The organism is uncultured Granulicatella sp., assembly GCF_963545075.1.
Lineage (GTDB): Bacteria > Bacillota > Bacilli > Lactobacillales > Aerococcaceae > Granulicatella.
In genome coordinates this window covers 21919-44152 of the sequence record NZ_CAUUHX010000005.1, presented here as the reverse complement: position 1 = coordinate 44152, position 22234 = coordinate 21919, and the positions used below count along the sequence as shown (strand labels likewise).

Here is a 22234-nt window from a genome sequence, read left to right as displayed (position 1 = left end):
GGAGGAAAAACATGAATCGAGTAGTCATTACAGGAATGGGTGCTATTACACCATTAGGAAATGATGTTGCCAGTTTTTGGGATGGATTGAAAAATGGTAAAAATGGAATAGATTTCATTACAAAATTCGATACGAAAGATATAGATGTTCATGTAGCAGCAGAAGTAAAAGGGTTTGATCCTACTTTATATATGGACCGAAAAGAAGCGAAACGGATGGACTTATTTTGCCAATATGGAATTGCGGCAGCTTTACAAGCAGTTGAACATAGTGGAATTACTCAGGAAAATACGGATTTTGACCGTTTTGGTGTTATTGTGAGTTCTGGAATTGGGGGTTTACCAACAATGGAACAACAAATCATCAAAATGCATGAGAAAGGTCCAACAAGAGTTGCTCCATTATTTGTTCCGATGACAATCGGGAATATGATTGCTGGAAATATTTCAATGAAAACAGGAGCTAGAGGGATTTGTACTTCCATTGTTACAGCATGTGCTAGTGGAAGTCATGCGATTGGTGAAGCTTTCAGAAATATTAAGCATGGTTATTCTGATGTCATTTTAGCTGGTGGTTCAGAAGCAACGATTTGTGAAATTGGAATTGCAGGATTTGCAGCTTTAACAGCATTAAGTAATAGCCAAGATCCAAATGCAGCTTCCATTCCGTTTGATAAAAATCGTAATGGTTTTGTGATGGGGGAAGGAGCAGGCGTTGTTGTTTTAGAAAGTTTAGAACATGCTCAGAAAAGAGGAGCAACGATTTATGCCGAAATCGTTGGTTATGGAGCAACAGCTGATGCTTATCATATGACGGCTCCTACACCAGATGGTAGTGGTGCTGGGAAAGCTATTTTACATGCTTTAGATGAAGCGCAATTATCTCCAAGTGATGTAGATTATATTAATGCTCATGGAACAAGTACTCCTGCAAATGATTCTTCTGAAGTAACAGCAATTCGCTATGCTTTAAAAGAAGCTGCAGATAACGTACATGTTTCAAGTACAAAATCGATGACAGGACATTTATTAGGTGCTGCAGGAGCTATTGAAGCTATTGCATGTATTAAAGCAGTTGGAGAGGATTTTATTCCACCAACGATTAATGTAAAAGAACAAGATGAAGCATGTTCTGTAAATGTAACAGCACTAACAGGTGTTGCAAAAGAAGTCAATGTTGCCATTAGTAATTCATTAGGATTTGGTGGACATAATGCAGTTTTATGCTTCAAAAAATGGAAAGGATAATGTATGAATATAGAGGATTTAAAAGCTATTGTTTCGTTATTCGATCATTCAAGTTTAATGGAATTACATTTACAACAAGAAGGAGTCGATCTTCAACTTTCTAAACGAGAAAATTATCCAGTAAGTGGTTCTAAACAAGTTGTTGAAACGATTGAAGAGAAGCCCGTAGCAGTTCTACCTACAAAAGAAATTGTTACTGAAACGTTAGCTACTAAGACTCCTGAAGTTCAAGAAACAGTTGCAAAAGAAGATTTACAATATATTAAAAGTCCAATTGTGGGGATTGTGTATTTAGCTCCATCTCCAGATGATCCTACTTTTGTTCAAGTACAAGATAAAGTTCAAGTTGGACAACCAGTATGTATTATTGAAGCAATGAAAATAATGAATGAAATAACTGCAGAAATTTCAGGTGAAGTAGTAGAAATACTCGTTGAAAATGGACAAATGGTAGATTACGGGCAAGAATTATTTGCTATTAAGAAAAATTAGGAGGCTTATCATGAGCGTAATGACAGTAACAGATGTAATGAAATTAATTCCAAATCGTTTTCCAATTTTATATATTGACCGAGTAGAAGAATTAATTCCAGGTGAGCACGTAGTGGCTACTAAAAATGTAACGTATAATGAGCATGTTTTCCAAGGACATTTCCCTGGAGAACCAGTTTTACCAGGAGTTTTAATTGTGGAAGCTCTAGCACAAGCTGGATCAATTCCATTATTATCATTAGAAAGTTTTAAAGGAAAAACAGCTTATTTAGGCGGATTAAATCACGTGAAATTTAGAAAAAAAGTCACACCAGGAGATGTTTTAACACTTCAAGTGGACATTCTTAAGCTAAAAGAATACGCAGGAATTGGTAAAGCAAAAGCCTTTGTAGATGGTAAAGTTGTTTGTGAAGCGGAGTTAACCTTTATTATTGGTAGGTAAGTTATGTTTAAAAGAATTTTAATTGCGAATCGTGGAGAAATTGCTTGTCGTTTGATTCGTGCATGTAGAGAACTTCAAATTGAAACAGTAGCAGTTTATTCTCAAGCTGATTCTGAAGCACTACATGTACAATTAGCAGATTATGCTGTTTGCATTGGAAAAAATATTAGTAAAGAATCTTATTTGAATGTTGAAAATATTTTAAGTGCAGCTGTATTAACTGGATCACAAGCGATTCATCCAGGTTTTGGTTTTTTATCAGAAAATCCTAAATTTGCAAAAATGTGTGAAGAATGTCAGGTGAAATTCATTGGACCTAGCGCACATGTTATTCAAATGATGGGGGATAAAGCACAAGCTCGTAAGCAAATGATGAAAGCAGGAGTTCCCGTTATACCAGGTAGTGATGGGGTTGTTCCTACTGTTGAAGAAGGACTAAAGATTGCAGAAAAAATTGGATTTCCTCTTTTGATTAAAGCTGTCGCAGGTGGTGGCGGTAAAGGAATTCGTAAAGTTCAAAGTCTAGAAGAGTTTGAAAAACAATTTTTAGCAGCTCAACAAGAAGCACTTCAAGCTTTTGGGAATGAAGAAGTGTATATAGAGCGAATTATTTATCCTGCCAAACATATTGAGTTTCAAATTTTAGCAGATTCTCATGGAAATGTTGTTCATTTAGGAGAACGTGATTGTTCTTTACAAAGAAAAAATCAAAAAATTATTGAAGAAGCACCAAGTCCCTATTTAGATGATGAATTACGTAAAAACATGGGTCAAGCAGCTGTGTTGGCTGCAAAATCAGTAGGATATGAAAATGCGGGGACGATTGAATTTTTAGTGGATCAAGATAAAAATTTCTACTTTATGGAAATGAATACTCGTATTCAAGTAGAACATCCTATTACAGAAATGATTACAGGAATTGATTTAGTAGAATGGCAATTAAAAGTAGCCTATGGGGAAAAATTAAGTTTTACTCAAGATGATATTCAGATTAAAGGACACTCGATTGAATGTCGTTTAAATGCAGAATGTCCGAGAGAAAACTTTAGACCTTCTCCAGGGAAGATTGAAGTCTTACATCAACCAAATGGAGGTTTAGGTGTCAGAATTGAATCTGCACTATATGCTGGATATAAAATTCCACCATTTTATGATTCTATGTTATCAAAATTAATTGTCCATGCACCTAGTAGAACTCAAGCTATTTTAAAAATGGAACGAGTTCTTCAAGAATTAGTAGTTGAAGGCGTTGAGACGAATAAAGAATTTTTACAAGATTTATTACAATCAGCTTTCTTTGAAAGAGGAGATTACACGACAAATGTTGTAGAAGAAAAATTCTTACCAGAATGGTTTAATGAGTCTCGTCCATAAAGGAGTGATTAAATGGGTTTATTTAAAAAACGTCCTTATATTTCATTAAAACAAAATTCCATCGAAGTAGTAGAATCTGAAAAAGCTCCAATGATTCCAGATGGAAAATGGATTCAATGCCCTCAATGTCAAAAAACGGTTTATTTGGATGATATTGGGGAATTTCAAATTTGTCCAAATTGTGATTATCATTTTAGATTAACACCAAAACAAAGAATTTCTATTATGACGGATGAATTTGAAGAGTGGTTTATTAATGAACAAATGAAAGTAGAAGTTGATTTCCCAGGTTATGACTTGAAACAAAAAAAAGCAAGACAAACAACAGGGGAAGAAGAAGCTGTAACGGTTGGGCTTGCAAAAATTAGTCACTTACCGTTTGTTTTAGCGATTATGAATCCTTATTTTATGATGGGATCCATGGGACAAGTAGTTGGTGAAAAACTTACTTTAGCTTTTGAAGAAGCAACGAAGAGAAAACTTCCAATTATCGTTTGTACAGCTTCTGGTGGTGCTAGAATGCAAGAAGGAATTTATTCACTAATGCAAATGGCGAAAATAAGTGCAGCGGTTCAAGCTCATCACTTAGCAGGACTATTATATATCACGGTATTGACAGATCCTACAACAGGTGGTGTTACGGCTAGTTTTGCCATGCAAGGGGATATTATCTTAAGTGAACCAAAAGCGATTGTTGGATTTGCGGGTAAACGTGTGATTGAGCAAACGATGAAAGAAAAGTTACCGGATGATTTCCAACAAGCAGAAACTGTTCAGGCAAATGGATTTATTGATGCCATTATTCATCGTACTCAGTTAAAAGAAACATTAAAAACTCTTTTAAGTCTACATTCTTTAGAGGGGGAATTCAGATGAAACCAATGAAAATCGTCCAAAAAGCACGTGATATTAACCGTGCAACTACTAAAGAATGGATTGACGAAATTTTCAATGACTTTATCGAATTAAAAGGAGATCGTTTTTTTGCAGATGATGCTGCCATTATTGGAGGAATTGCTCGTTTAAAAGAGATTCCAGTTACAGTCATTGGAATGCAAAAAGGTCATACATTAAAAGAAAATATCGAGCGTAACTTTGGACAAGTTCATCCAGAAGGTTATCGAAAAAGTTTAAGATTAATGAAACAAGCTGAAAAATTTAATCGACCAATTATTACGATGATTAATACAGCTGGAGCATTTTGTGGTAAAAGTGCTGAAGATAGAGGAATTGGGGAAGCTATTGCTAAAAATCTACAAGAGATGAGTCATTTAACCGTCCCGGTTATCGCCATTTTAATGGGTGAAGGTGGAAGTGGTGGAGCGATTGCTTTAGCTGTTGCTAATGAAGTTTGGATGATGGAATATGCTATTTATTCTATCTTATCTCCAGAAGGTTTTGCATCGATTTTGTGGAAAGATAGTACAAAAGCAGAACAAGCAAGCGAATTAATGAAGTTTACAAGTAAGGAATTATTCGAAGAAGGAATTGTTGATAAAATTATTTTAGAGAAAAATCGTTCGTTTAAAAAAATAGCAACGGAACTTCAAATTTCTTTATACCAATCTTTAAAAGAATGGCGTACAAAATCAAAAGAAGATCTAGTAAGTCAACGCTTAGAAAGATTTAGAAAATTTTAAATGACGAAGGACAACTATGACATTTTGTTGTAGTTGTTTTTTTGTATCCAAAAAGTTAGGTAGACCTAAAAAAGTTATTTTTTTCTTAAAAATCATATATATTATTGAGTTTTTTTGTTATACTAGGTTACACAAAAGATTTTGGAAGGTGATTATATGATCAGAGTTGAAAAAGTAAGAAATGCGATGAAGGATTTAGAAATTGATGGATTAATTGTTTATAGTCCATATAATTTACGTTATTTAGCGAATTTTACAGGTACAACAGGTTTTTCATTAATTACGTTAAATGAAGCATATTTTGTAACAGATGCTCGTTATACTCAACAAGCTCAAAAACAAGCTCAAGGTTTTACAGTGATTGAACATAAAACAGGTTGGTTAGGTGTGTTCCGTGAATTAATTGAAAAACATGGATTAAAACATGTTGGGTTTGAAGCAGACAACTTATCTGTTTCAATGTTAGAAGTTTTTGAAGATGAATTTGATACAGATTTAGTTCCAACTCAAGGATTAGTAGAAAAAATTCGTGAAATTAAAGATGAAGCTGAAATTCAAACAATTCGTAAAGCATGTGCAATTTCTGATGCAGCTTTCTTGCATATTTTAAATGTGCTAAAAGCTGGTATGAGTGAAATTGAAGTAGCCAATGAATTAGATTTCTTCATGAGAAAACAAGGCGCATCTGGCGTTTCATTTGATACAATTATTGCGAGTGGTGTTCGTTCTTCAATGCCTCACGGTGTCGCAAGTGAAAAATTAATTGAAACCGGTGATTTAGTAACATTAGACTTTGGATGTTACTATCAAGGTTATGTTTCTGATATGACTCGTACAATTGCTGTAGGAGAACCAACAGATCAATTAAAAGAAATTCATGATGTTGTATTACAAGCTCAATTATTAGTAAGTGCTGCAGCAGGACCAGGTAAAACTGGAGTAGAACTAGATAAAATTGCTCGTGACTATATTGCAAGTAAAGGATATGGAGAATACTTCACGCACTCAACTGGACATGGAATTGGTTTAGAAATTCATGAAGCTCCAAATGTAAGTCGTTTAGCGACTCAAGCATTTGTTCCAGGAAATGTAATTACAAATGAACCAGGAATTTATATTCCAGGTGTTGGTGGTGTTCGTATTGAAGATGATATTATTATTACGCCAACTGGTGGAGAAGTGATTCAACAAGTTCCACGTGAATTGATTATTTTATAAGATACTACCTTGTGAGTTGTGATAGAACAAAAATCATGGTAAACTGTAGAAGAGAGTGAAGATCATGATTCGTGATGCTCATTGAGTTAGATAGCGATTCAGAATCTTTGTAAAAGGAGGTTCATTATGGAAAAATATTCAAATCAAACAGCCGTTTTAGGTGCTATTGAAATTGCCCCTGAAGTGATTGAGAGCATTGCAGGAATTGTTGCTTCTAAAGTGGAAGGATTCCATCCTTTATCAGGAATTATTAAAACAAGTGTGAATACACTTTTTGGACGTGAAGAATTAGCAAAAGGTGCTTATTTAACACAAGAACAAGGAGAATTTATTCTTGATGTATATGGTAATGTGGATTATGGGGTTTCTATTCCAAAATTAGCATTATTATTACAAAATAAAATTAAAGAACAATTATTATTTAGCTGTGAATTAGAAATTTCTCAAGTAAATATTCATGTTCAAACAATTATTCCAGCTAAAAATGTAGATTCAGAAATTTTTGAATTGGGGGATGAAGAGTGAGTCGTAACCCATTAAAAAGACGTGCACTACGTATTATTGCAATTCAAGCTTTGTATCAAATGGATATTTGTAAAGAATTATCGGAATTTGATGCTATTCGCTTAACTTTGGACGTATTACACGATGAACAATCATTTGATGAAGAAGTATATTCTAATGAAGCGTTATTAGATGAGTTTCCAGAGATTCATTATTCATTAGATTTAATCCAAGGGGTTCAAAACCAATTAGAAGAGATTGATGCATTAATTTCCTCACATTTAAAAGGATGGGAATTAAGTCGAATTGTTCGCTTAGATTTAATGATTATGCGTGTAGCAGTTTGCGAAATGCGTTCACCTGAGTTGGAAGTTCCTCAAACAGTTGCATTGAATGAAGCAATTGAAATTGCAAAATTATATAGTGATGAAAAATCAGCGAAATTTATTAATGGTGTCTTATCAAACTTTGTTGAAGGGTAAGTCAGTATAGGAGGTTGAGCAAGAAGGCGCTCCGAAGCAATGATTTGCTTCCAGGAACACTTTTTGCTCAATTTTTTATTTAAAGGAGTGAGTAAATGGCGATTGTATTAGATGGGAAAAGTTTAGCCTTAAAAATTCGTCAAGAATTGAAACAAAAAGTACATGAACAGGGAGTAAAACCTGGTTTAGTTGTATTATTAGTAGGAGAAGATCCTGCTAGTCAAATTTATGTTCGTAATAAAGAACGTGCCGCTAATGAAGTTGGATTTCATTCTATTGTAGAAAGATTACCTGAGACAATTTCTCAAGAAGAGTTATTACATAAAATTAAAGCATTAAATGAAGATGATGCGATTCATGGCATTTTAGTTCAATTACCATTACCAAAACAGATTGATAGTCAGGCAGTATTAGAAGCCATTATTCCAGAAAAAGATGTGGACGGCTTCCATCCTGTGAATTTAGGAAAATTACTTCAAAAAGATGAAAGCATCGTCCCATGTACCCCAAAAGGAATTATTCGATTATTAGAAGAGTATGACATTGACCTTGTTGGAAAAGAAATGGTTGTTATTGGACAAAGTACGATTGTGGGTCGTCCAATGGCTTTGTTAGGCTTAAATCGTGGTGCAACGGTAACCGTTTGTCATAGTCGAACAAAAGATTTAGAGAAACAAATCGCTCGAGCAGATATTATTATTAGTGCGGTTGGAAAACCAAATTTAGTTTTGAAAGAACATGTGAAAAAAGATGCGGTTATTATTGATGTAGGCATCAACCGATTAGAATCTGGAAAACTCGTTGGTGATGTGGATTTTGATGGTGTTAAAGATCAGGTAAGTGCTATTACACCAGTTCCAGGAGGGGTTGGCCCAATGACGATTGCGATGTTATTAGAACAGACGTATCTTAATGCATGTAAGAGGGAAATAAATCATGAGTGAAGAATATGTAACAGTCTCGGCATTAACGAAATATATTAAATATAAATTTGATAAAGATCCTCATCTTGGAAGAGTTTATTTAACGGGGGAAATTTCAAATTTCCGTTTACGTCCGACTCACCAGTATTTTAGTTTAAAAGATGAAAATGCTATTATTTCTGCAACTATGTTTCAATCTGCCTTTAAAAAAATTCAATTCCGTCCTGAAGAAGGGATGAAAGTATTAGTCATTGGTAAAGTTTCTGTTTTTGAAAAATCAGGACAGTACCAAATTAATATTGAACATATGGAACCGGATGGAGTAGGGGCTCTTTATTTAGCCTATGAACAATTGAAAAAGAAATTAGAAGCTGAAGGGTTATTTTCTCTTCCTAAAAAACCAATTCCTCAATTCCCTAAAAAAATTGCGATTTTAACGAGTGAATCAGGGGCGGTCATTCAAGATATTCAAACAACAGTGGCTCGAAGATTTCCGATTGTTCAATTAGTCTTATATCCAACAGTGGTGCAAGGCGTTCATGCAGTTAATAGTATTTTGAAAAATTTAGACTTAGTGGAACAAGAAGATTATGATGTCGTCATAATTGGACGTGGTGGTGGATCAATTGAGGACCTGTGGGCGTTCAATGAGGAGCCAGTTGTAAGAAGAGTTGTTGAGTTGTCGATTCCAGTTATTTCAAGTGTAGGGCATGAAACAGATACGACTTTAATTGACTTTGTATCTGATATGAGAGCAGCCACTCCAACGGCTGCTGCAGAAATTGCAACACCTGTTTTAATGGAAATTCATCAACAATTGAGAAATTTGCAAACACGTCTGGAACAAGCTTTAACGCGTCAATTACAAATTAAACGAGAAAGAATGCAAGCATTAGCCAATGCTAGTATTTTCCAAAATCCAGAACGAATTTACCAAGTTTATCAACAACGAGTAGATCAATTAGAAATGCGATTGCAGCAAATGATGCAACAAAGTGTTCAGCAAAAACGTCAACAATTATTAAAAAATCAACATCGTTTAGAATTAGGTTCTCCAAGTAGAAGAGTGCAAACGGAAAAACAAGCACTTCAATATTTAGCAAAACGTTTGGAACAAGCGCAAATTCAATTGATGAAAGATAAAAAACAACAATTCCAAAGAGCGATTCAGCAATTAGACTTATTAAGTCCATTAAAGATTATGAATCGTGGATATGGAATATTACAACAAGAAGAAACGATTATTAAAAGTGTTGAACAATTAGAAGTTGAACAAGAATTAACGATTCAATTAGTCGATGGAACGGTTCGTTCTAAAGTGACTTCTGTAGAGAAAGGAAATCAATTATGGTAAAGAAAGAGAAAAAATTTGAAGAAGCAATGAGTGAATTAGAACAAATTGTACAGCAATTGGAAAGAGGAGATGTTCCTTTAGATGAAGCTATTGCGAAGTTCCAAGAAGGAATGGCTCTAAGCCAATATTGTAATGAAACATTAACAAAAGCAGAAGAAACAGTCAGCAAAATGATTGTTGTAAAAGAAGATTAATGGAGTAACTCATGAGTGAAATGATTTCATATTGGCAACAAGAAATAGAAACCTATTTATTAGCTCGAATCGAAAAGATTCCAAATATTTCAACAAGATTGAAAGAAGCGATGCTGTATGCGTGTAGTAGTGGAGGAAAGAGAATTCGTCCATTAATCGTTCTCTTAATCAGTCATTTAGAAGAAGTGGAACTTCAAAAAGTGTTACCAGTTGCAGCTTCTCTAGAAATGATTCATACGTATTCATTAATTCATGATGACTTACCTGGAATGGATAATGATGATTATCGTCGTGGCAAGCTAACAGTTCATAAGCAATTTGATGAAGCAACAGCCATTTTAGCAGGAGATGCCTTATTAACACTCGCATTTGAAGAATTAGCTCAATGTTCATTATCAGATGCAAAAAAAGTTCGTGCTATTCAAGTATTAGGTTCAGCTTCTGGAGCTAGCGGTATGATTACCGGACAAATGAGAGATATTGCAAGTGAACATCAAGAAATTACATTAGAGCAATTAAAACAAATTCATGCGGATAAAACAGGACAATTATTGTTAGCTGCCATTCGTTTAGGGTTATTAGTATTAGAGGATGCGAGCCCTTATGAAGAAGCTCTTTTAAAATTTGGAGTTCATTTTGGACTAGCCTTTCAAATTCAAAATGACTTACAAGATGTTTGCTGGGATTCTGAAAAAACAGGTAAAGTCACTGGACAAGATGCAGCATTAGAAAAAAATACTTATCCAAGCATTTTAGGAATTGATGGAGCTAAACTTGCTTTAGAACAAGAAATCAACCGGGCAAAACAAGCGATTTTATCGATTTCAAATGAAACAGATGTACAAAGACAAGTACAAGAAATATTTATGAAAATTCTCTCATATGTAGAGATTTAAAGGAGAAAGAATGGAAAAAGAACGAGTAGACCTTCTAGTCGTACAACAAGGATTGACAGATTCTAGGGAAAAAGCGAAAAGACTTGTCATGGCAGGACAAATTGTCGATGCTGTGAAACATATTCGCTATGATAAACCTGGCGAAAAAATTCCGATTACAACTGAACTTTATATTAAAGGAGAAACCCTTCGCTATGTTTCAAGAGGTGGCTTGAAATTAGAAAAAGCACTCGCAACTTTTGATGTCAGTGTAGAAGGAAAAATCTTATTGGATATTGGTGCTTCAACAGGTGGCTTTACGGATGCTGCACTACAACATGGTGCTGTATTAAGCTATGCATTAGATGTTGGATATAATCAATTAGATTATAAACTAAGACAAGATGAACGAGTGGAAGTTATGGAAAGAGTGAATTTCCGCTTTAGTAAGCCTGAAGATTTTACAAAAGGAAAACCTCAAGTGGCTTCGATTGATGTTTCGTTTATTTCGTTAAAATTAATTTTACCACCATTAAAAGATATTTTAGAGATGGATGGTGACGTTCTTGTGCTGATTAAACCACAGTTTGAAGCAGGAAGAGAACGGATTGGGAAAAAAGGAATTGTTAGTGATCCAAAAGTTCATCAAGATGTACTAGAAGAAATTTTAGAATATTGCGAACAAATTGGTTTTTCTGTAAATCAACTAACTTTCTCTCCAATTACGGGAGGAAGTGGAAATATTGAGTTCTTAGCACATCTGCAATTACATGAAACGGTTAGTTCTCCATATGATTGGAAAAACGGTATTCAAACAGTTGTCAAAGAAGCTCATCAACAATTAAAAAATCTAAAATAGAGGTGGAACGATGATTCAAGAATTGTTTATTAAAAATTTCGCAATTATTGAAGAAGTTCGCTGTCAATTTGAAAAAGGCATGACGGTATTAACTGGGGAAACAGGTGCAGGTAAATCAATTATTATTGATGCAGTAGGATTACTCGCTGGAGAACGTGCTAGTTTAGAAATGATTCGATATGGCAGTGAAAAAGCGACAATTCAAGCAGTTTTTACCATTGATTCTGAAGAGACAAAAAGAAACATCGAAGCATTAGGAATTGAAATTGAAAATGATGAAATCATGATTCAACGTGAATTATATCAAACAGGTAAATCTACTTGTCGCATTAATGGACAAATGGTTACTGTTTCGTTATTAAAACAAGTTGGACCATATTTGATTGATATTCATGGACAAAATGAACATTTCTTATTATTGAATGAAGAGCATCATTTAAGCCTTTTAGATGCATATGCTGGGAAAAAATTGGAATCATTAAAAGATTCTTACAGCGAGTATTATGAACATTTTTGTAGTATTCAAGACCAATTAAGAAAGTTACAAACAGCTGAAAAAGAAGATGCTCAAAAAATTGATTTATTAAAATTCCAAGTAGAAGAAATTGAATTATCAAATATTTATATTGGAGAAGAGGAAGAATTAGTTCAAGAAAAGGAATATTTTACTCATTTCCAAAAAATTCAAGAACACTTAATGTCCGCTCTATCAGTGTTACAAACGGAAGAATATTCTGCAGTAGATGCGATTAGTCAAGCTTCTCAAGAAATAGGATTTTTAGAAGGAATTGGTGAAAACTATAAACAATTGCACCAGCAATTACAAGAATCTTATTATCAATTACAAGATGCGGTTTCTAATATGAGTCATGAATTAGATCATGCAGAATATGATGAAGAAAGATTAGCTTATATTGAAGAACGTTTAGATATTTATTATCAGTTAAAACGTAAATATGGAGATAATGCAGAAGAAATATTAGAATTCCAAGCACAAGCACAAGCTCAATTAAATCAAATTGAAAATAAAGAAAGTATTATTGAAACATTGATTCAAGAAAAAGCACAAATCGAACAAAAAGCAAAAGAAGTAGCGCTTGAATTGACGAAACAAAGACAGGCAATTGCCCTTGAATTATCTGAAAAAATAGAAACACAATTGCATGAATTATATATGGAACAAGCCATTTTTGAAATTCGTGTCCTACCAAGTGAACAACTACTTGAAACGGGTATGGATGAAGTGTACTTCTATATTTCAACGAATAAAGGGGAACCTGTTAAACCACTACAAAAGATTGTATCTGGTGGGGAATTATCTAGAATTACCCTTGCTATGAAAACAATCTTCGTACGTAAGCATGGAGTGGGAACAATTGTATTTGATGAGGTAGATACAGGGGTTAGTGGTCGAGTGGCTCAAGCCATTGCGAATAAAATGCATTATATTTCAGAATTTGCCCAAGTATTATGTATTACTCATTTACCACAAGTGGCAAGTATTGCGGGAGTTCATATTTTCATTGAAAAAATGGAAAAAGATGAGCGTACACGTACAACTCTAACAACATTGGAAGAAGAGAAACGGATTGAAGAAATCGGACGTATGTTGTCTGGAGAAGAAATGACAGCATTAACAAAACAACATGCAGCAGAACTAATTGCATTGTCTCAAAAAATTCGTCAACAAAATAAAGTTCAAAAGAAACAGGTGATTGCAAATGACTAAAATTTTTGCACATAGAGGAAGTAGAGGAACTCATCCTGAAAATACATTAGCTGCTTTTCAAGAAGCAGTGAGTGTTCAAAGTGATGGAATTGAATTAGATGTTCATGTTTCAAAAGATGGAGCATTAGTCGTGATTCATGATGAAACAGTGGATCGTACGACGAATGGTAGTGGTTCTATTCAAGACTTAACATTAGAAGAAATTCAAGTATTAGATGCAGGTAGTTGGTTCGATGAATCATTTACTGGAGAAAAAATTCCAACTTTGGAAGAAGTATTCCAATTGTTAAAGGAATTGGATTTCAAAGGTGAATTAAATATTGAATTAAAGACGGATCAAATTGAATATGCTGGGATTGTTGAAAAATGTGTGGCTTTACAAGAAAGATTGCAACCAAACTTTACGATTATTTATTCTAGTTTTAATCCTAGAAGCATTATTCAAATGAAACAATTACGTCCAAATCAAGAAATTGCCTTTTTATATGAAACTGTAGAAATGGCAAATTTTGTATTCGAAGAAGTAAAATTTGAAGCCGTTCATCCGGATTATCGTTTACTAAAAGAATCCTTTGAGATTCATTCACAGTATCCAAAACGTGTTTGGACAGTGAATCAAGAAGAAGAGATGAAACATTGTTTTGAACTTCATGTAGAAGCGATTTTTACAGATTATCCACAAAAAGCTCTCGAGCTTCGTTCGGAAATAAAGGAGTAGTATGGTAAAAAAACAAAAAATCATTGTGATTGTTGGCCCAACTGGTGTTGGAAAAACAGCTCTTAGTATCGAATTAGCACAACAATTAAATGGGGAAATCATAAATGGGGATTCAATGCAAGTTTATAAAACATTGGATATTGGAACAGCTAAAGTAACTCCTGAAGAAGCGAGAGGGATTCCTCATTACTTATTAGATATTTGTGACGTCAAAGAAGAATATACTGCTAGTGATTTCAAACAAATGGCAAGAGAAGTGATTCAAGAGATTGCAAGCCGTGGGAAATTACCAATTATTGTTGGTGGAACAGGATTATATATTGAAGGTTTATTATTTGATTTTCATTTTAGTGGAGAAGATTCCAATGATCCAGATTACCGACTAGAAAAGGAAAAAGAACTAGAAGAAATTGGACCTCTTGCTATGTGGGAACAATTAAAAGAAGTCGATCCTGTTAGTGCAGAAAATATTCATCCGAATAACACAAGACGAGTTATCCGAGCATTAGAAGTGACACATGCAAGTGGAAAGCCATTTTCAGCTAATGATCAACAACAAAAAGAAGCTATTTTTGATGCCTATATTATCGGATTATCAACGGATAGAGCAGTCCTTTATGAAAGAATCGATACAAGAGTAGACATGATGATGCAAAATGGTTTAGAAGAGGAAGCTAGACAATTATATGATGCAGTAAAAGGATTAGATGTTCAATCCATTCGAGGAATTGGGTATAAAGAATGGGTGGATTATTTTGAAGATCAATTATCAAAGGAAGCCACCGTTCAAAAAATTCAACAAAACTCTAGACGATATGCCAAACGACAATTAACTTGGTTTAGAAACCGATTTGAAGCTGTACATTGGTATGATTTAGTAGAAAATCCTAACACAATTTCTCAAGTTGTTTTAGATTGTCAGCAGTTTTTACTGGGAAGTGAATAAATGGAAAACACAAAAGAAAGAGTCATGATTGTAGCAGTTCAAACAACACAATCGGATGAGCAATTTCAATATGCTTTAGAAGAAATGAAGCAATTAGTGGATACCGCTCAAGGAGAAGTTGTCGTAACAGTGACTCAAAAAAGAGAAACGTATAGTGGTCGTACAATGATTGGTAAAGGGAAAGTAGAAGAAATTAGTCATTTAGTCGATGAATTAGAAATTGATTTAATTGTTTTCTACCAATCTCTAACGGGTTCTCAAACGAAAAATTTAAACGAAACGATTAAGGCACGAATTATTGACCGTGTTCAATTAATTTTAGATATTTTTGCAATGCGTGCTCGTTCAAAAGAAGGAAAACTTCAAGTACAACTGGCTCAATTAAATTATTTATTACCACGTTTGTCAGGACAAGGAACAGCCTTATCGAGACAAGGTGGGGGAATTGGGACAAGAGGACCAGGGGAAACTCAATTAGAAACGGATAAACGACATATTCGTAAACAAATTTCAGATATTGAGCAACAATTAGAACAGACAAAATTACATCGTCAACGTTCAAGAATGAAGAGAAATCGTTCGAATGGTTTTAGAATGGGATTAATTGGATATACGAATGCAGGAAAATCAACCATTCTAAACCAATTAACAGATGCAGGAACGTATCAAATGGATCAATTATTCGCAACATTGGATCCATTAACAAGAAAAGTTGATTTAGCCGATCAATATGATGTGACATTAACGGATACCGTTGGATTTATTCAAGATTTACCAACGACTTTAATACACGCATTTGAGTCAACTTTAGAAGAGAGTGCGGATGTTGATTTATTAGTGCATGTAGTTGATGCATCATCTCCAAATTTCTTAATGCATGAAAAAACGGTTCATGAATTAATTGAGGAATTAGAGATGGAAACTATTCCGATGGTGACGATTTATAATAAATCAGATTTAATAGTTGGAGAATTTCAACCAAATGCTTATCCTTCGTTAGTGATGTCTGCTGAAAATTCAACCGATATTGAACGATTAAGAGAATTTCTTTCATCTCAAATGAAAGCAGAAATGGACCATTATGAAGAATGGGTAGAAGTTTACGAAGCACAAAAACTCTCACAATTCCAACAAAATACATTAGTTGAAATTTTGGAGTTTAATGAAGAGAAAAACCAATACTATGTAAAAGGCTATCGTAAAAAGGGAATGTAGAATTCTTTAGATATCATTAATGGCATTTAAAGTAAAAAGAAACTTTTCTAAAAAGTAGCCAGGAAGGAGAGTAAAAGTTTGAAGAAAAAATGGTTTTTTGCAGATTATTATGACACAACAATTATTTTACTAGCTTTAATCTCTGTTATTCTGGTATTACTTGGATTTGCTGATATAATTGATTTGGACAATCCGCCTTATAGTATTATTGATTTAGTAATCTGGGCTGTTTTTGTAATTGATTATAGTTGGCGCTTTTTTACGACTAAAAGAAAATGGCGTTTTATTCTAGAAAATATTTTTGATTTATTGGCTATTCTCCCTTTAAATGCTATTTTTACAGTATTTCGGTTAGGGCGTATCTTCCGCTTAGCAAGGCTGACAAAATTACTGAAACTGACTCGTTTACTTAGAATAATTGGACTTACAGGTAAATTAGAAAGAAAAATTAGTAGATTCTTACGGACAAATGGCCTGATTTATATCTTGTATGTTAATATCTTTATCGTGCTAGTAGGAAGTTCAATTTTATCTGTAGTTGAAGAAAAATCCTTCTCAGATAGTCTTTGGTGGGCTCTTGTGACAGTAACCACTGTTGGTTATGGTGATATTGTTCCAGTTTCCCTTTTTGGGAAATGGATAGCTGTTTTATTAATGTTGGTAGGGATTGGTACAATAGGAATGTTAACAAGTGCCTTGACAAACTTTTTTGTAAAAGATAATCCAGATGAACAGATAAAACTTGATAAACTCCAAGACGAATTATCTAGTCAAAGATTATTACTAGAGAAACAATCTGAGATGATAGATGAACTAAATAGAATGATACAAGAATTGCTTGAAAAAATATAATAAAGGTGAGACAAAACACATAATATAGTTAACTGTAGTGGGTTGAAGAAAAGCTAAAATCGAGAAAGGACAAATTTTGTCCTTTCTTTTTTGATATTCAAAGTGATAAAAATCCTTTTTTTGAAGTTTTCAAAGTTCCGAAATACAAAGGCATTTCGTTTGATAAGCTTGATGAGATTATTCGTTGCTTCTAATTTTCATTGGAATAGGGTAGTTGAAGGGTGTTGGCGATTTTCTCTTTGTCCTTTAGAAAGGTTTTAAAGACAGTTTGAAAAAGTGGTAAATATTTTCCTGTGTATATTCATCAAAATAAGTTCCTTTTGGAAAATAGTCTCGAACCTTTTGTAATACCTAATTCAATTTCAATACGATCAGATAACGTTAAATGTTAATGTTTCATCGTTCCATACCATCATTTGTCTTATACTTATAAACGTCAATCTAAAAATGTACAAAAGTGGGAATTTAAAAATGTACAATTTTACTCCCAGATTAACTTCTATTTTTGATACTTAACTAGAAGTTACTTTAAAACTTTTCGTAAATTAAATTATAAATATTTTTAAGGATAATATATTTGGACGGTTGCTTAGATACGATTTCATTATTCTTGGAAGATAAAAAGTAAAGCAATAGAAAAGACTTGTTATTGTGGCAATAGTAATATTAGCCATTTTTGGCTAATATTACAGGGAAACTTTGAGAACGTGGCTCAAAGTTTAGACATGAGACTCGCAAAGCGAGGCTGCTGTCGACCTTGCTACAATATGTAAAAGGCTTTTCTATTGCTTTACGTCTTAGAATACGCCCATTTTTTTAAAATCGTTTGTAATGTTTTAACAAACCTTTTATAATAAGGAGATAGAGAAATGATAAGGAGCCGAAGGGCATGTATTCAATAGAACAATTTAAAGAAAAAATAAAAAAAGAATATCAAATAATATTTAAAAATGAAAACTATCTAAAAGAAGCATTAACTCATTCATCCTATGCAAACGAACATAAAGAGTGCAAAGGAATTTATAATGAGCGTATCGAGTTTTTAGGCGATGCCGTTTTAGAATTATTTATCTCAAACTGGTTATACCGTCAAATGCCAACAAAAAAAGAAGGCGAGTTAACAAAATTAAGAGCGCAAATCGTTTGCGAAGAAAGCTTGTCGACACTTGCTAAAGAGTGTGAGTTAGATAAATATCTCTTATTAGGAAAGGGAGAACGTGCTTCCAAAGGACATGAAAATCCAGCAGTTCTTTGTGACGTTTTTGAAGCCTTTGTAGGGGCTATTTATTTAGACCAAGGATTTGAAGGAGCCAGTAAATTTCTAACACAAGTTATTATCTCGAAAATGAAAGATGGACGATTCACATTAGTCGGCGATTTTAAAACAGAATTACAAGAATATTTCCAAAGAAATGGGAATGTGAATATTCGTTATGAATTACTAAAAGAAGAAGGCCCTTCTCATGCACGTTTTTATACCGTACAAGTTCATGTGAATGAAAAAGGCTATGAAATAGGCGAAGGTAAGACGAAGAAAGCAGCAGAACAATTATCTGCTAAAAGAACATTAGAAAAATTAAACGTTATTTCTTAAAAAAGGAGTCAAGGATGCAGTTAGAGAAAATTGAAATGTCTGGATTTAAGTCATTTGCGGATAAAACCGTTATCGAATTTGATAAAGGTGTAACCGCAGTCGTAGGTCCAAACGGTAGTGGAAAATCTAATTTGTCAGAAGCAATTAAATGGGTTTTAGGAGAACAATCTGCTAAAAGTTTACGTGGTAAAAAAATGGATGATGTCATTTTTGCAGGTTCTCAAACTCGTAAACCTGTGAATATTGCTGAAGTAAATTTGCATATTAACAATGAAGATGGAAAATTAGCAATTGAGCATTCTCAAGTTGTATTAACTCGTCGTTTAAACCGTAATGGGGATAGTGACTTCTTTATTAATAAGAAAGCTTGTCGATTAAAGGATATTACTAGTTTGATGATGGATTCTGGTCTAGGAAAGGATTCATTTGCTTTAATTTCTCAAGGGAAAGTCGAACAAATTTTCAATGATAAACCTGAAGATCGTCGAATGATTATTGAAGAAGCTGCAGGGGTATTAAAATATAAAGACCGTAAAACTCAAGCGCAAAGAAAATTAGACCAAACACAAGAACATTTAAATCGTGTTGAAGATATTTTACATGAAATTAAAAGCCAATTAACACCTTTATTAGAACAAAAGGAAAAAGCGATTGTTTATTTATCAAAGAAAGAAGAATTACAAGGTATTGAAACAGCCTTATTAGCGGTTGAAATTGAAACGTTAAACACACAATGGACAGTGGCTAAAAAAGAAGTAGCTCAACTACAAGAAACTGTGACGAAGACAGAACAAAAATTAGTAGAGCTAGAGCATAAAGTGTTAGAACAACAAGAATTACTTGCTGTAAAAAATACTGAGTTAGATGAAAAACAAGCGTTATATGTTGATGCGATTCAAAAAATGGAACAATTAGATGGTGAACGTAAAGTTTATCAACAAAAACAAGAGTTTGCGAATCGTACAAATGAAGAAAATCAATTAGCCTTAGTAGAAGTCATTCGTCAGTTAGAATCAACAGAAAAGACAGTAGCTGAATTAGAAAAATCAGTTGCTATTAAAGAAGTTGAATTAAATGAAATTGAATCATTATGGTCTAAATTAGTAGAAGAATTAGAACAATTAAGCCAAGGTAATGAAGAGCGACAAAAGCAATTACAAAGTCAATATATCGAACAATTACAAGAAATTTCAAAATTAACGAACCAAGAAAAACACTTGGAACGTTCGATGGAACAAAATCAAAATCAACATGATAAATTACTAGAAAAGCAAGAATTATTTGAAGAACAGTCGAAACAATTAGATCAAAAGATTGCTCAGTTAGTGGAAAAAGAAGAAAACTTAACTCAACGAACAAGTTCTAAACAAGAAGACTTGAATACTTATCGTCAACAAGCAGATAATTTACGTCAAGAACGTCAAACGCTGCAAGAACAAAAACAAAAAATTGAACGACAATTACAACAAACGCAAGCTAATTATCATAGTTTGAAACAAGTTTCTGAAGATTATGCAGGCTACTATCAAGGGGTTCGTGAAATCTTAAAACAGAAGAAACAAATCGCTGGTGTCATTGGTTCAGTAGCTGAATTAATTCGAGTAGAAGATGAGTACACCTTAGCAATCGATATCGCTTTAGGGGCAAGTAGCCAACATGTTGTAGTAGAACATGAACAAGCGGCAGCAAAAGCGATTGACTATTTAAAACAGAACCGTTTAGGACGAGCAACATTTTTACCGTTAACGATTATTAAAGAGAAAAGAATGCCTGATGCGATTCAACAACAATTATTCTCTTTACAAGGATATGTTGGAATTGCTAGTGATCTTGTACAAGTAGATCAAACGTATCAATCCATTGTTCGTAATATTTTAGGAACAACTGTCGTTGCCAAAACATTGGATGATGCGATGAAAATTGCTAAAGTCTTGCAATATCGTTATCGTATTGTTTCTTTAGAAGGAGATGTTGTGAATGCTGGTGGTTCGATGACGGGTGGAGCTTCCAAAAACCATCAACAACAATCTCTTGTAAAACGAAATAGTCAATTAGAAGCGTTAGAACAACAATTGAATCAGTTGAAAGAATATGAGAAGCAAGTTTCAGAAAAATGGAATCAATTAGAAACGAAGTGGAACGAAATTGTTCAAAAAGGAACAGCGATTCAAGAAGAAGAGACGCTATTAAAACAACAATTACAAGAAGTTCGTTTAGAATTACAATACTCAAAAGATGAATTTAATAAAATAAGTCGTCAAACATTAAGTCAACAATATGAATTAGATGAATCGATTGAGCAATATGAACAATTAGAACAGCAATATGTTGAAACGCATGAAGCATTAAGAACGATTACGAAAGAGAATCAAGCGGTTAAAAAAGAATTGGATTATTTACAATTATCACAAGAAGACCGTACGCAACAGCTTCAAGAAAAACAACAAGAATTACAAGAAGTGGGGACACAAAAAGCTCGTATTCAAGAGCAAGTTCAACATCAAAAGAAAGAATTCAAGCAAGAAAAGCTGTCCTTAAAACGTTTAGAAGAACAAGTTCATTTACTAGAATCGAAAAAAGATGAACAGAATGACTTAAAAGTGAAAAATGAAGCAGATTACAACCAAACTGTAAAAGATTACGAAGCAATTAAAGAAACAGTTACTGCTTTAGAAGAAGCTTTAGATGCACTGAAAGAAGAAAGAATTCAATTAGAAGTATTGAATAAGCAAACGGAAGTCAGTCGTAATCAAGCGCAACATCAATTACAAGAGTATTTGAAACAACAATCAAAAGTTGAAACAAAAGCCAATCGATTTGAATTAGCAATCGACCAAAAACTGCAATATTTAAGTGAAGAATATGAATTAACCTTTGAAGCAGCAATCGAAAAAACAGAATTAACAATGTCCATCGAAGATGCTTCTAAAACGGTTCGTCACTTAAAACAACAAATTGAACAAATGGGTGCAGTAAACTTAATGGCAATTGAAGAATATGATAAAGTTCAAGAAAGATTTGAATTTTTAACGATTCAACAACAAGACTTACTAGATGCGAAGAAAAATCTAGAAGACACGATTACAGAAATGGATACGGAAGTGACGAGTCGATTTAAACAATCTTTCGATGCAATTTCAAGTCAATTCCAACAAACATTCCCAAGATTGTTTGGAGGAGGACGTGCTACTCTAGAGTTAACAGATCCTACGAATTTATTAGAAACAGGAATTGAGATTATTGCTCAACCACCTGGTAAGAAACTACAATCCTTAAGTCTATTATCTGGTGGAGAACGTGCCTTTACAGCCATTGCATTATTATTTGCAATTTTAGAAGTGAAGCCAGTGCCATTCTGCTTACTAGACGAAGTAGAAGCAGCCCTAGATGAGGCAAATGTTGCAAGATATGGTCGTTACTTGAAAGAATTTACTAAAAATACACAGTTCATTGTGATTACTCATAGAAGAGGAACAATGGAAGAAGCAGATGTATTATATGGAGTAACGATGCAAGAATCTGGAGTTTCAAAACTAGCTTCAGTAAAATTCGAAGACTTTGATGGGTTGGAGTAGA

General features: G+C 33.7%; 21 protein-coding genes and 1 pseudogene. 21 read left to right on the top strand and 1 reads right to left on the bottom strand.

All coding sequences use genetic code 11. The annotated features are described in order from the left end of the window. Positions 1 to 11: 11 nt before the first annotated feature. The 19 genes from fabF to RWZ86_RS01375 all read left to right on the top strand — a co-directional run bounded on the left by fabF (position 12) and on the right by RWZ86_RS01375 (position 17064). Positions 12 to 1247 (top strand): beta-ketoacyl-ACP synthase II, encoded by a 1236-nt coding sequence (fabF, locus tag RWZ86_RS01465; RefSeq protein WP_314257956.1) that lies wholly within the window; start codon positions 12 to 14, stop codon positions 1245 to 1247. A gap of 3 nt (positions 1248 to 1250) precedes the next feature. Beyond that, entirely contained in the window at positions 1251 to 1739 is a 489-nt protein-coding gene (gene accB / locus RWZ86_RS01460) for an acetyl-CoA carboxylase biotin carboxyl carrier protein (RefSeq protein WP_314679395.1), read from the top strand. Between the two features lie 10 nt (positions 1740 to 1749). After that, on the top strand, positions 1750 to 2181 hold the full coding sequence (gene fabZ, locus RWZ86_RS01455; protein WP_006702538.1) for a 3-hydroxyacyl-ACP dehydratase FabZ: 432 nt from the start codon (positions 1750 to 1752) through the stop codon (positions 2179 to 2181). A 3-nt stretch (positions 2182 to 2184) separates the two neighbouring features. Further along, positions 2185 to 3555 (top strand): acetyl-CoA carboxylase biotin carboxylase subunit, encoded by a 1371-nt coding sequence (accC, locus tag RWZ86_RS01450; protein WP_314679393.1) that lies wholly within the window; start codon positions 2185 to 2187, stop codon positions 3553 to 3555. A gap of 12 nt (positions 3556 to 3567) precedes the next feature. Beyond that, a complete protein-coding gene (gene accD / locus RWZ86_RS01445) occupies positions 3568 to 4431 on the top strand; it encodes an acetyl-CoA carboxylase, carboxyltransferase subunit beta (protein WP_314679391.1) in 864 nt (287 codons plus the stop codon). After that, positions 4428 to 5195, top strand: a complete 768-nt coding sequence (gene accA, locus RWZ86_RS01440; RefSeq protein WP_314679389.1) for an acetyl-CoA carboxylase carboxyl transferase subunit alpha — start codon at positions 4428 to 4430, stop codon at positions 5193 to 5195. The genes accD and accA overlap by 4 nt, the downstream gene beginning before the upstream one ends. Positions 5196 to 5351: 156 nt before the next feature. After that, positions 5352 to 6413: a Xaa-Pro peptidase family protein gene (locus RWZ86_RS01435; RefSeq protein WP_314679387.1), complete on the top strand. Its 1062-nt coding sequence runs from the start codon at positions 5352 to 5354 to the stop codon at positions 6411 to 6413. 126 nt (positions 6414 to 6539) lie between these two features. Continuing rightward, positions 6540 to 6938, top strand: a complete 399-nt coding sequence (locus RWZ86_RS01430) for an Asp23/Gls24 family envelope stress response protein (RefSeq protein ID WP_314679385.1) — start codon at positions 6540 to 6542, stop codon at positions 6936 to 6938. Next, positions 6935 to 7399, top strand: coding sequence for a transcription antitermination factor NusB (gene nusB / locus RWZ86_RS01425; RefSeq protein ID WP_314679383.1), 465 nt, complete (start codon positions 6935 to 6937; stop codon positions 7397 to 7399). The genes RWZ86_RS01430 and nusB overlap by 4 nt, the downstream gene beginning before the upstream one ends. A gap of 95 nt (positions 7400 to 7494) precedes the next feature. Next, positions 7495 to 8343, top strand: coding sequence for a bifunctional methylenetetrahydrofolate dehydrogenase/methenyltetrahydrofolate cyclohydrolase FolD (gene folD / locus RWZ86_RS01420; protein ID WP_314679381.1), 849 nt, complete (start codon positions 7495 to 7497; stop codon positions 8341 to 8343). Beyond that, positions 8336 to 9676 (top strand): exodeoxyribonuclease VII large subunit, encoded by a 1341-nt coding sequence (gene xseA, locus RWZ86_RS01415; protein WP_314679380.1) that lies wholly within the window; start codon positions 8336 to 8338, stop codon positions 9674 to 9676. The genes folD and xseA overlap by 8 nt, the downstream gene beginning before the upstream one ends. Beyond that, on the top strand, positions 9670 to 9870 hold the full coding sequence (locus RWZ86_RS01410) for an exodeoxyribonuclease VII small subunit (RefSeq protein ID WP_006702549.1): 201 nt from the start codon (positions 9670 to 9672) through the stop codon (positions 9868 to 9870). Before xseA ends, RWZ86_RS01410 begins: the two co-directional genes overlap by 7 nt. 11 nt (positions 9871 to 9881) lie before the next feature. Further along, positions 9882 to 10766 (top strand): farnesyl diphosphate synthase, encoded by an 885-nt coding sequence (locus tag RWZ86_RS01405; protein WP_314679378.1) that lies wholly within the window; start codon positions 9882 to 9884, stop codon positions 10764 to 10766. 10 nt (positions 10767 to 10776) lie between these two features. After that, entirely contained in the window at positions 10777 to 11604 is an 828-nt protein-coding gene (locus tag RWZ86_RS01400; RefSeq protein WP_314679376.1) for a TlyA family RNA methyltransferase, read from the top strand. Positions 11605 to 11614: 10 nt separating this feature from the next. Beyond that, positions 11615 to 13333 carry a DNA repair protein RecN gene (gene recN / locus RWZ86_RS01395; protein ID WP_314679373.1) on the top strand — a complete coding sequence of 573 codons (1719 nt, stop codon included), beginning with the start codon at positions 11615 to 11617 and terminating at the stop codon, positions 13331 to 13333. Continuing rightward, positions 13326 to 14051 carry a glycerophosphodiester phosphodiesterase gene (locus tag RWZ86_RS01390; RefSeq protein ID WP_314679371.1) on the top strand — a complete coding sequence of 242 codons (726 nt, stop codon included), beginning with the start codon at positions 13326 to 13328 and terminating at the stop codon, positions 14049 to 14051. The genes recN and RWZ86_RS01390 overlap by 8 nt, the downstream gene beginning before the upstream one ends. Position 14052: 1 nt before the next feature. After that, a complete protein-coding gene (gene miaA, locus RWZ86_RS01385) occupies positions 14053 to 14997 on the top strand; it encodes a tRNA (adenosine(37)-N6)-dimethylallyltransferase MiaA (protein ID WP_314679369.1) in 945 nt (314 codons plus the stop codon). Beyond that, a complete protein-coding gene (gene hflX / locus RWZ86_RS01380) occupies positions 14998 to 16212 on the top strand; it encodes a GTPase HflX (protein ID WP_314679368.1) in 1215 nt (404 codons plus the stop codon). Between the two features lie 78 nt (positions 16213 to 16290). Next, positions 16291 to 17064, top strand: coding sequence for an ion transporter (locus RWZ86_RS01375; RefSeq protein ID WP_314679365.1), 774 nt, complete (start codon positions 16291 to 16293; stop codon positions 17062 to 17064). A 53-nt stretch (positions 17065 to 17117) separates the two neighbouring features. Here RWZ86_RS01375 and RWZ86_RS01370 read toward each other — a convergent pair. Further along, positions 17118 to 17344: pseudogene (locus RWZ86_RS01370) on the bottom strand (transposase); the annotation flags it as partial. Between the two features lie 609 nt (positions 17345 to 17953). On the opposite strand from RWZ86_RS01370, the gene rnc reads away from it, so the two are divergent. Together rnc and smc are read left to right on the top strand one after the other, a co-directional pair. Then, the gene (gene rnc / locus RWZ86_RS01365; RefSeq protein WP_314679363.1) at positions 17954 to 18658 is read left to right on the top strand and encodes a ribonuclease III; all 705 of its coding nucleotides are present in this window, start codon (positions 17954 to 17956) and stop codon (positions 18656 to 18658) included. Between the two features lie 14 nt (positions 18659 to 18672). Further along, complete coding sequence (gene smc / locus RWZ86_RS01360; RefSeq protein WP_314679361.1) at positions 18673 to 22233, top strand: chromosome segregation protein SMC; 3561 nt, start codon at positions 18673 to 18675, stop codon at positions 22231 to 22233. Position 22234: the final 1 nt, after the last annotated feature.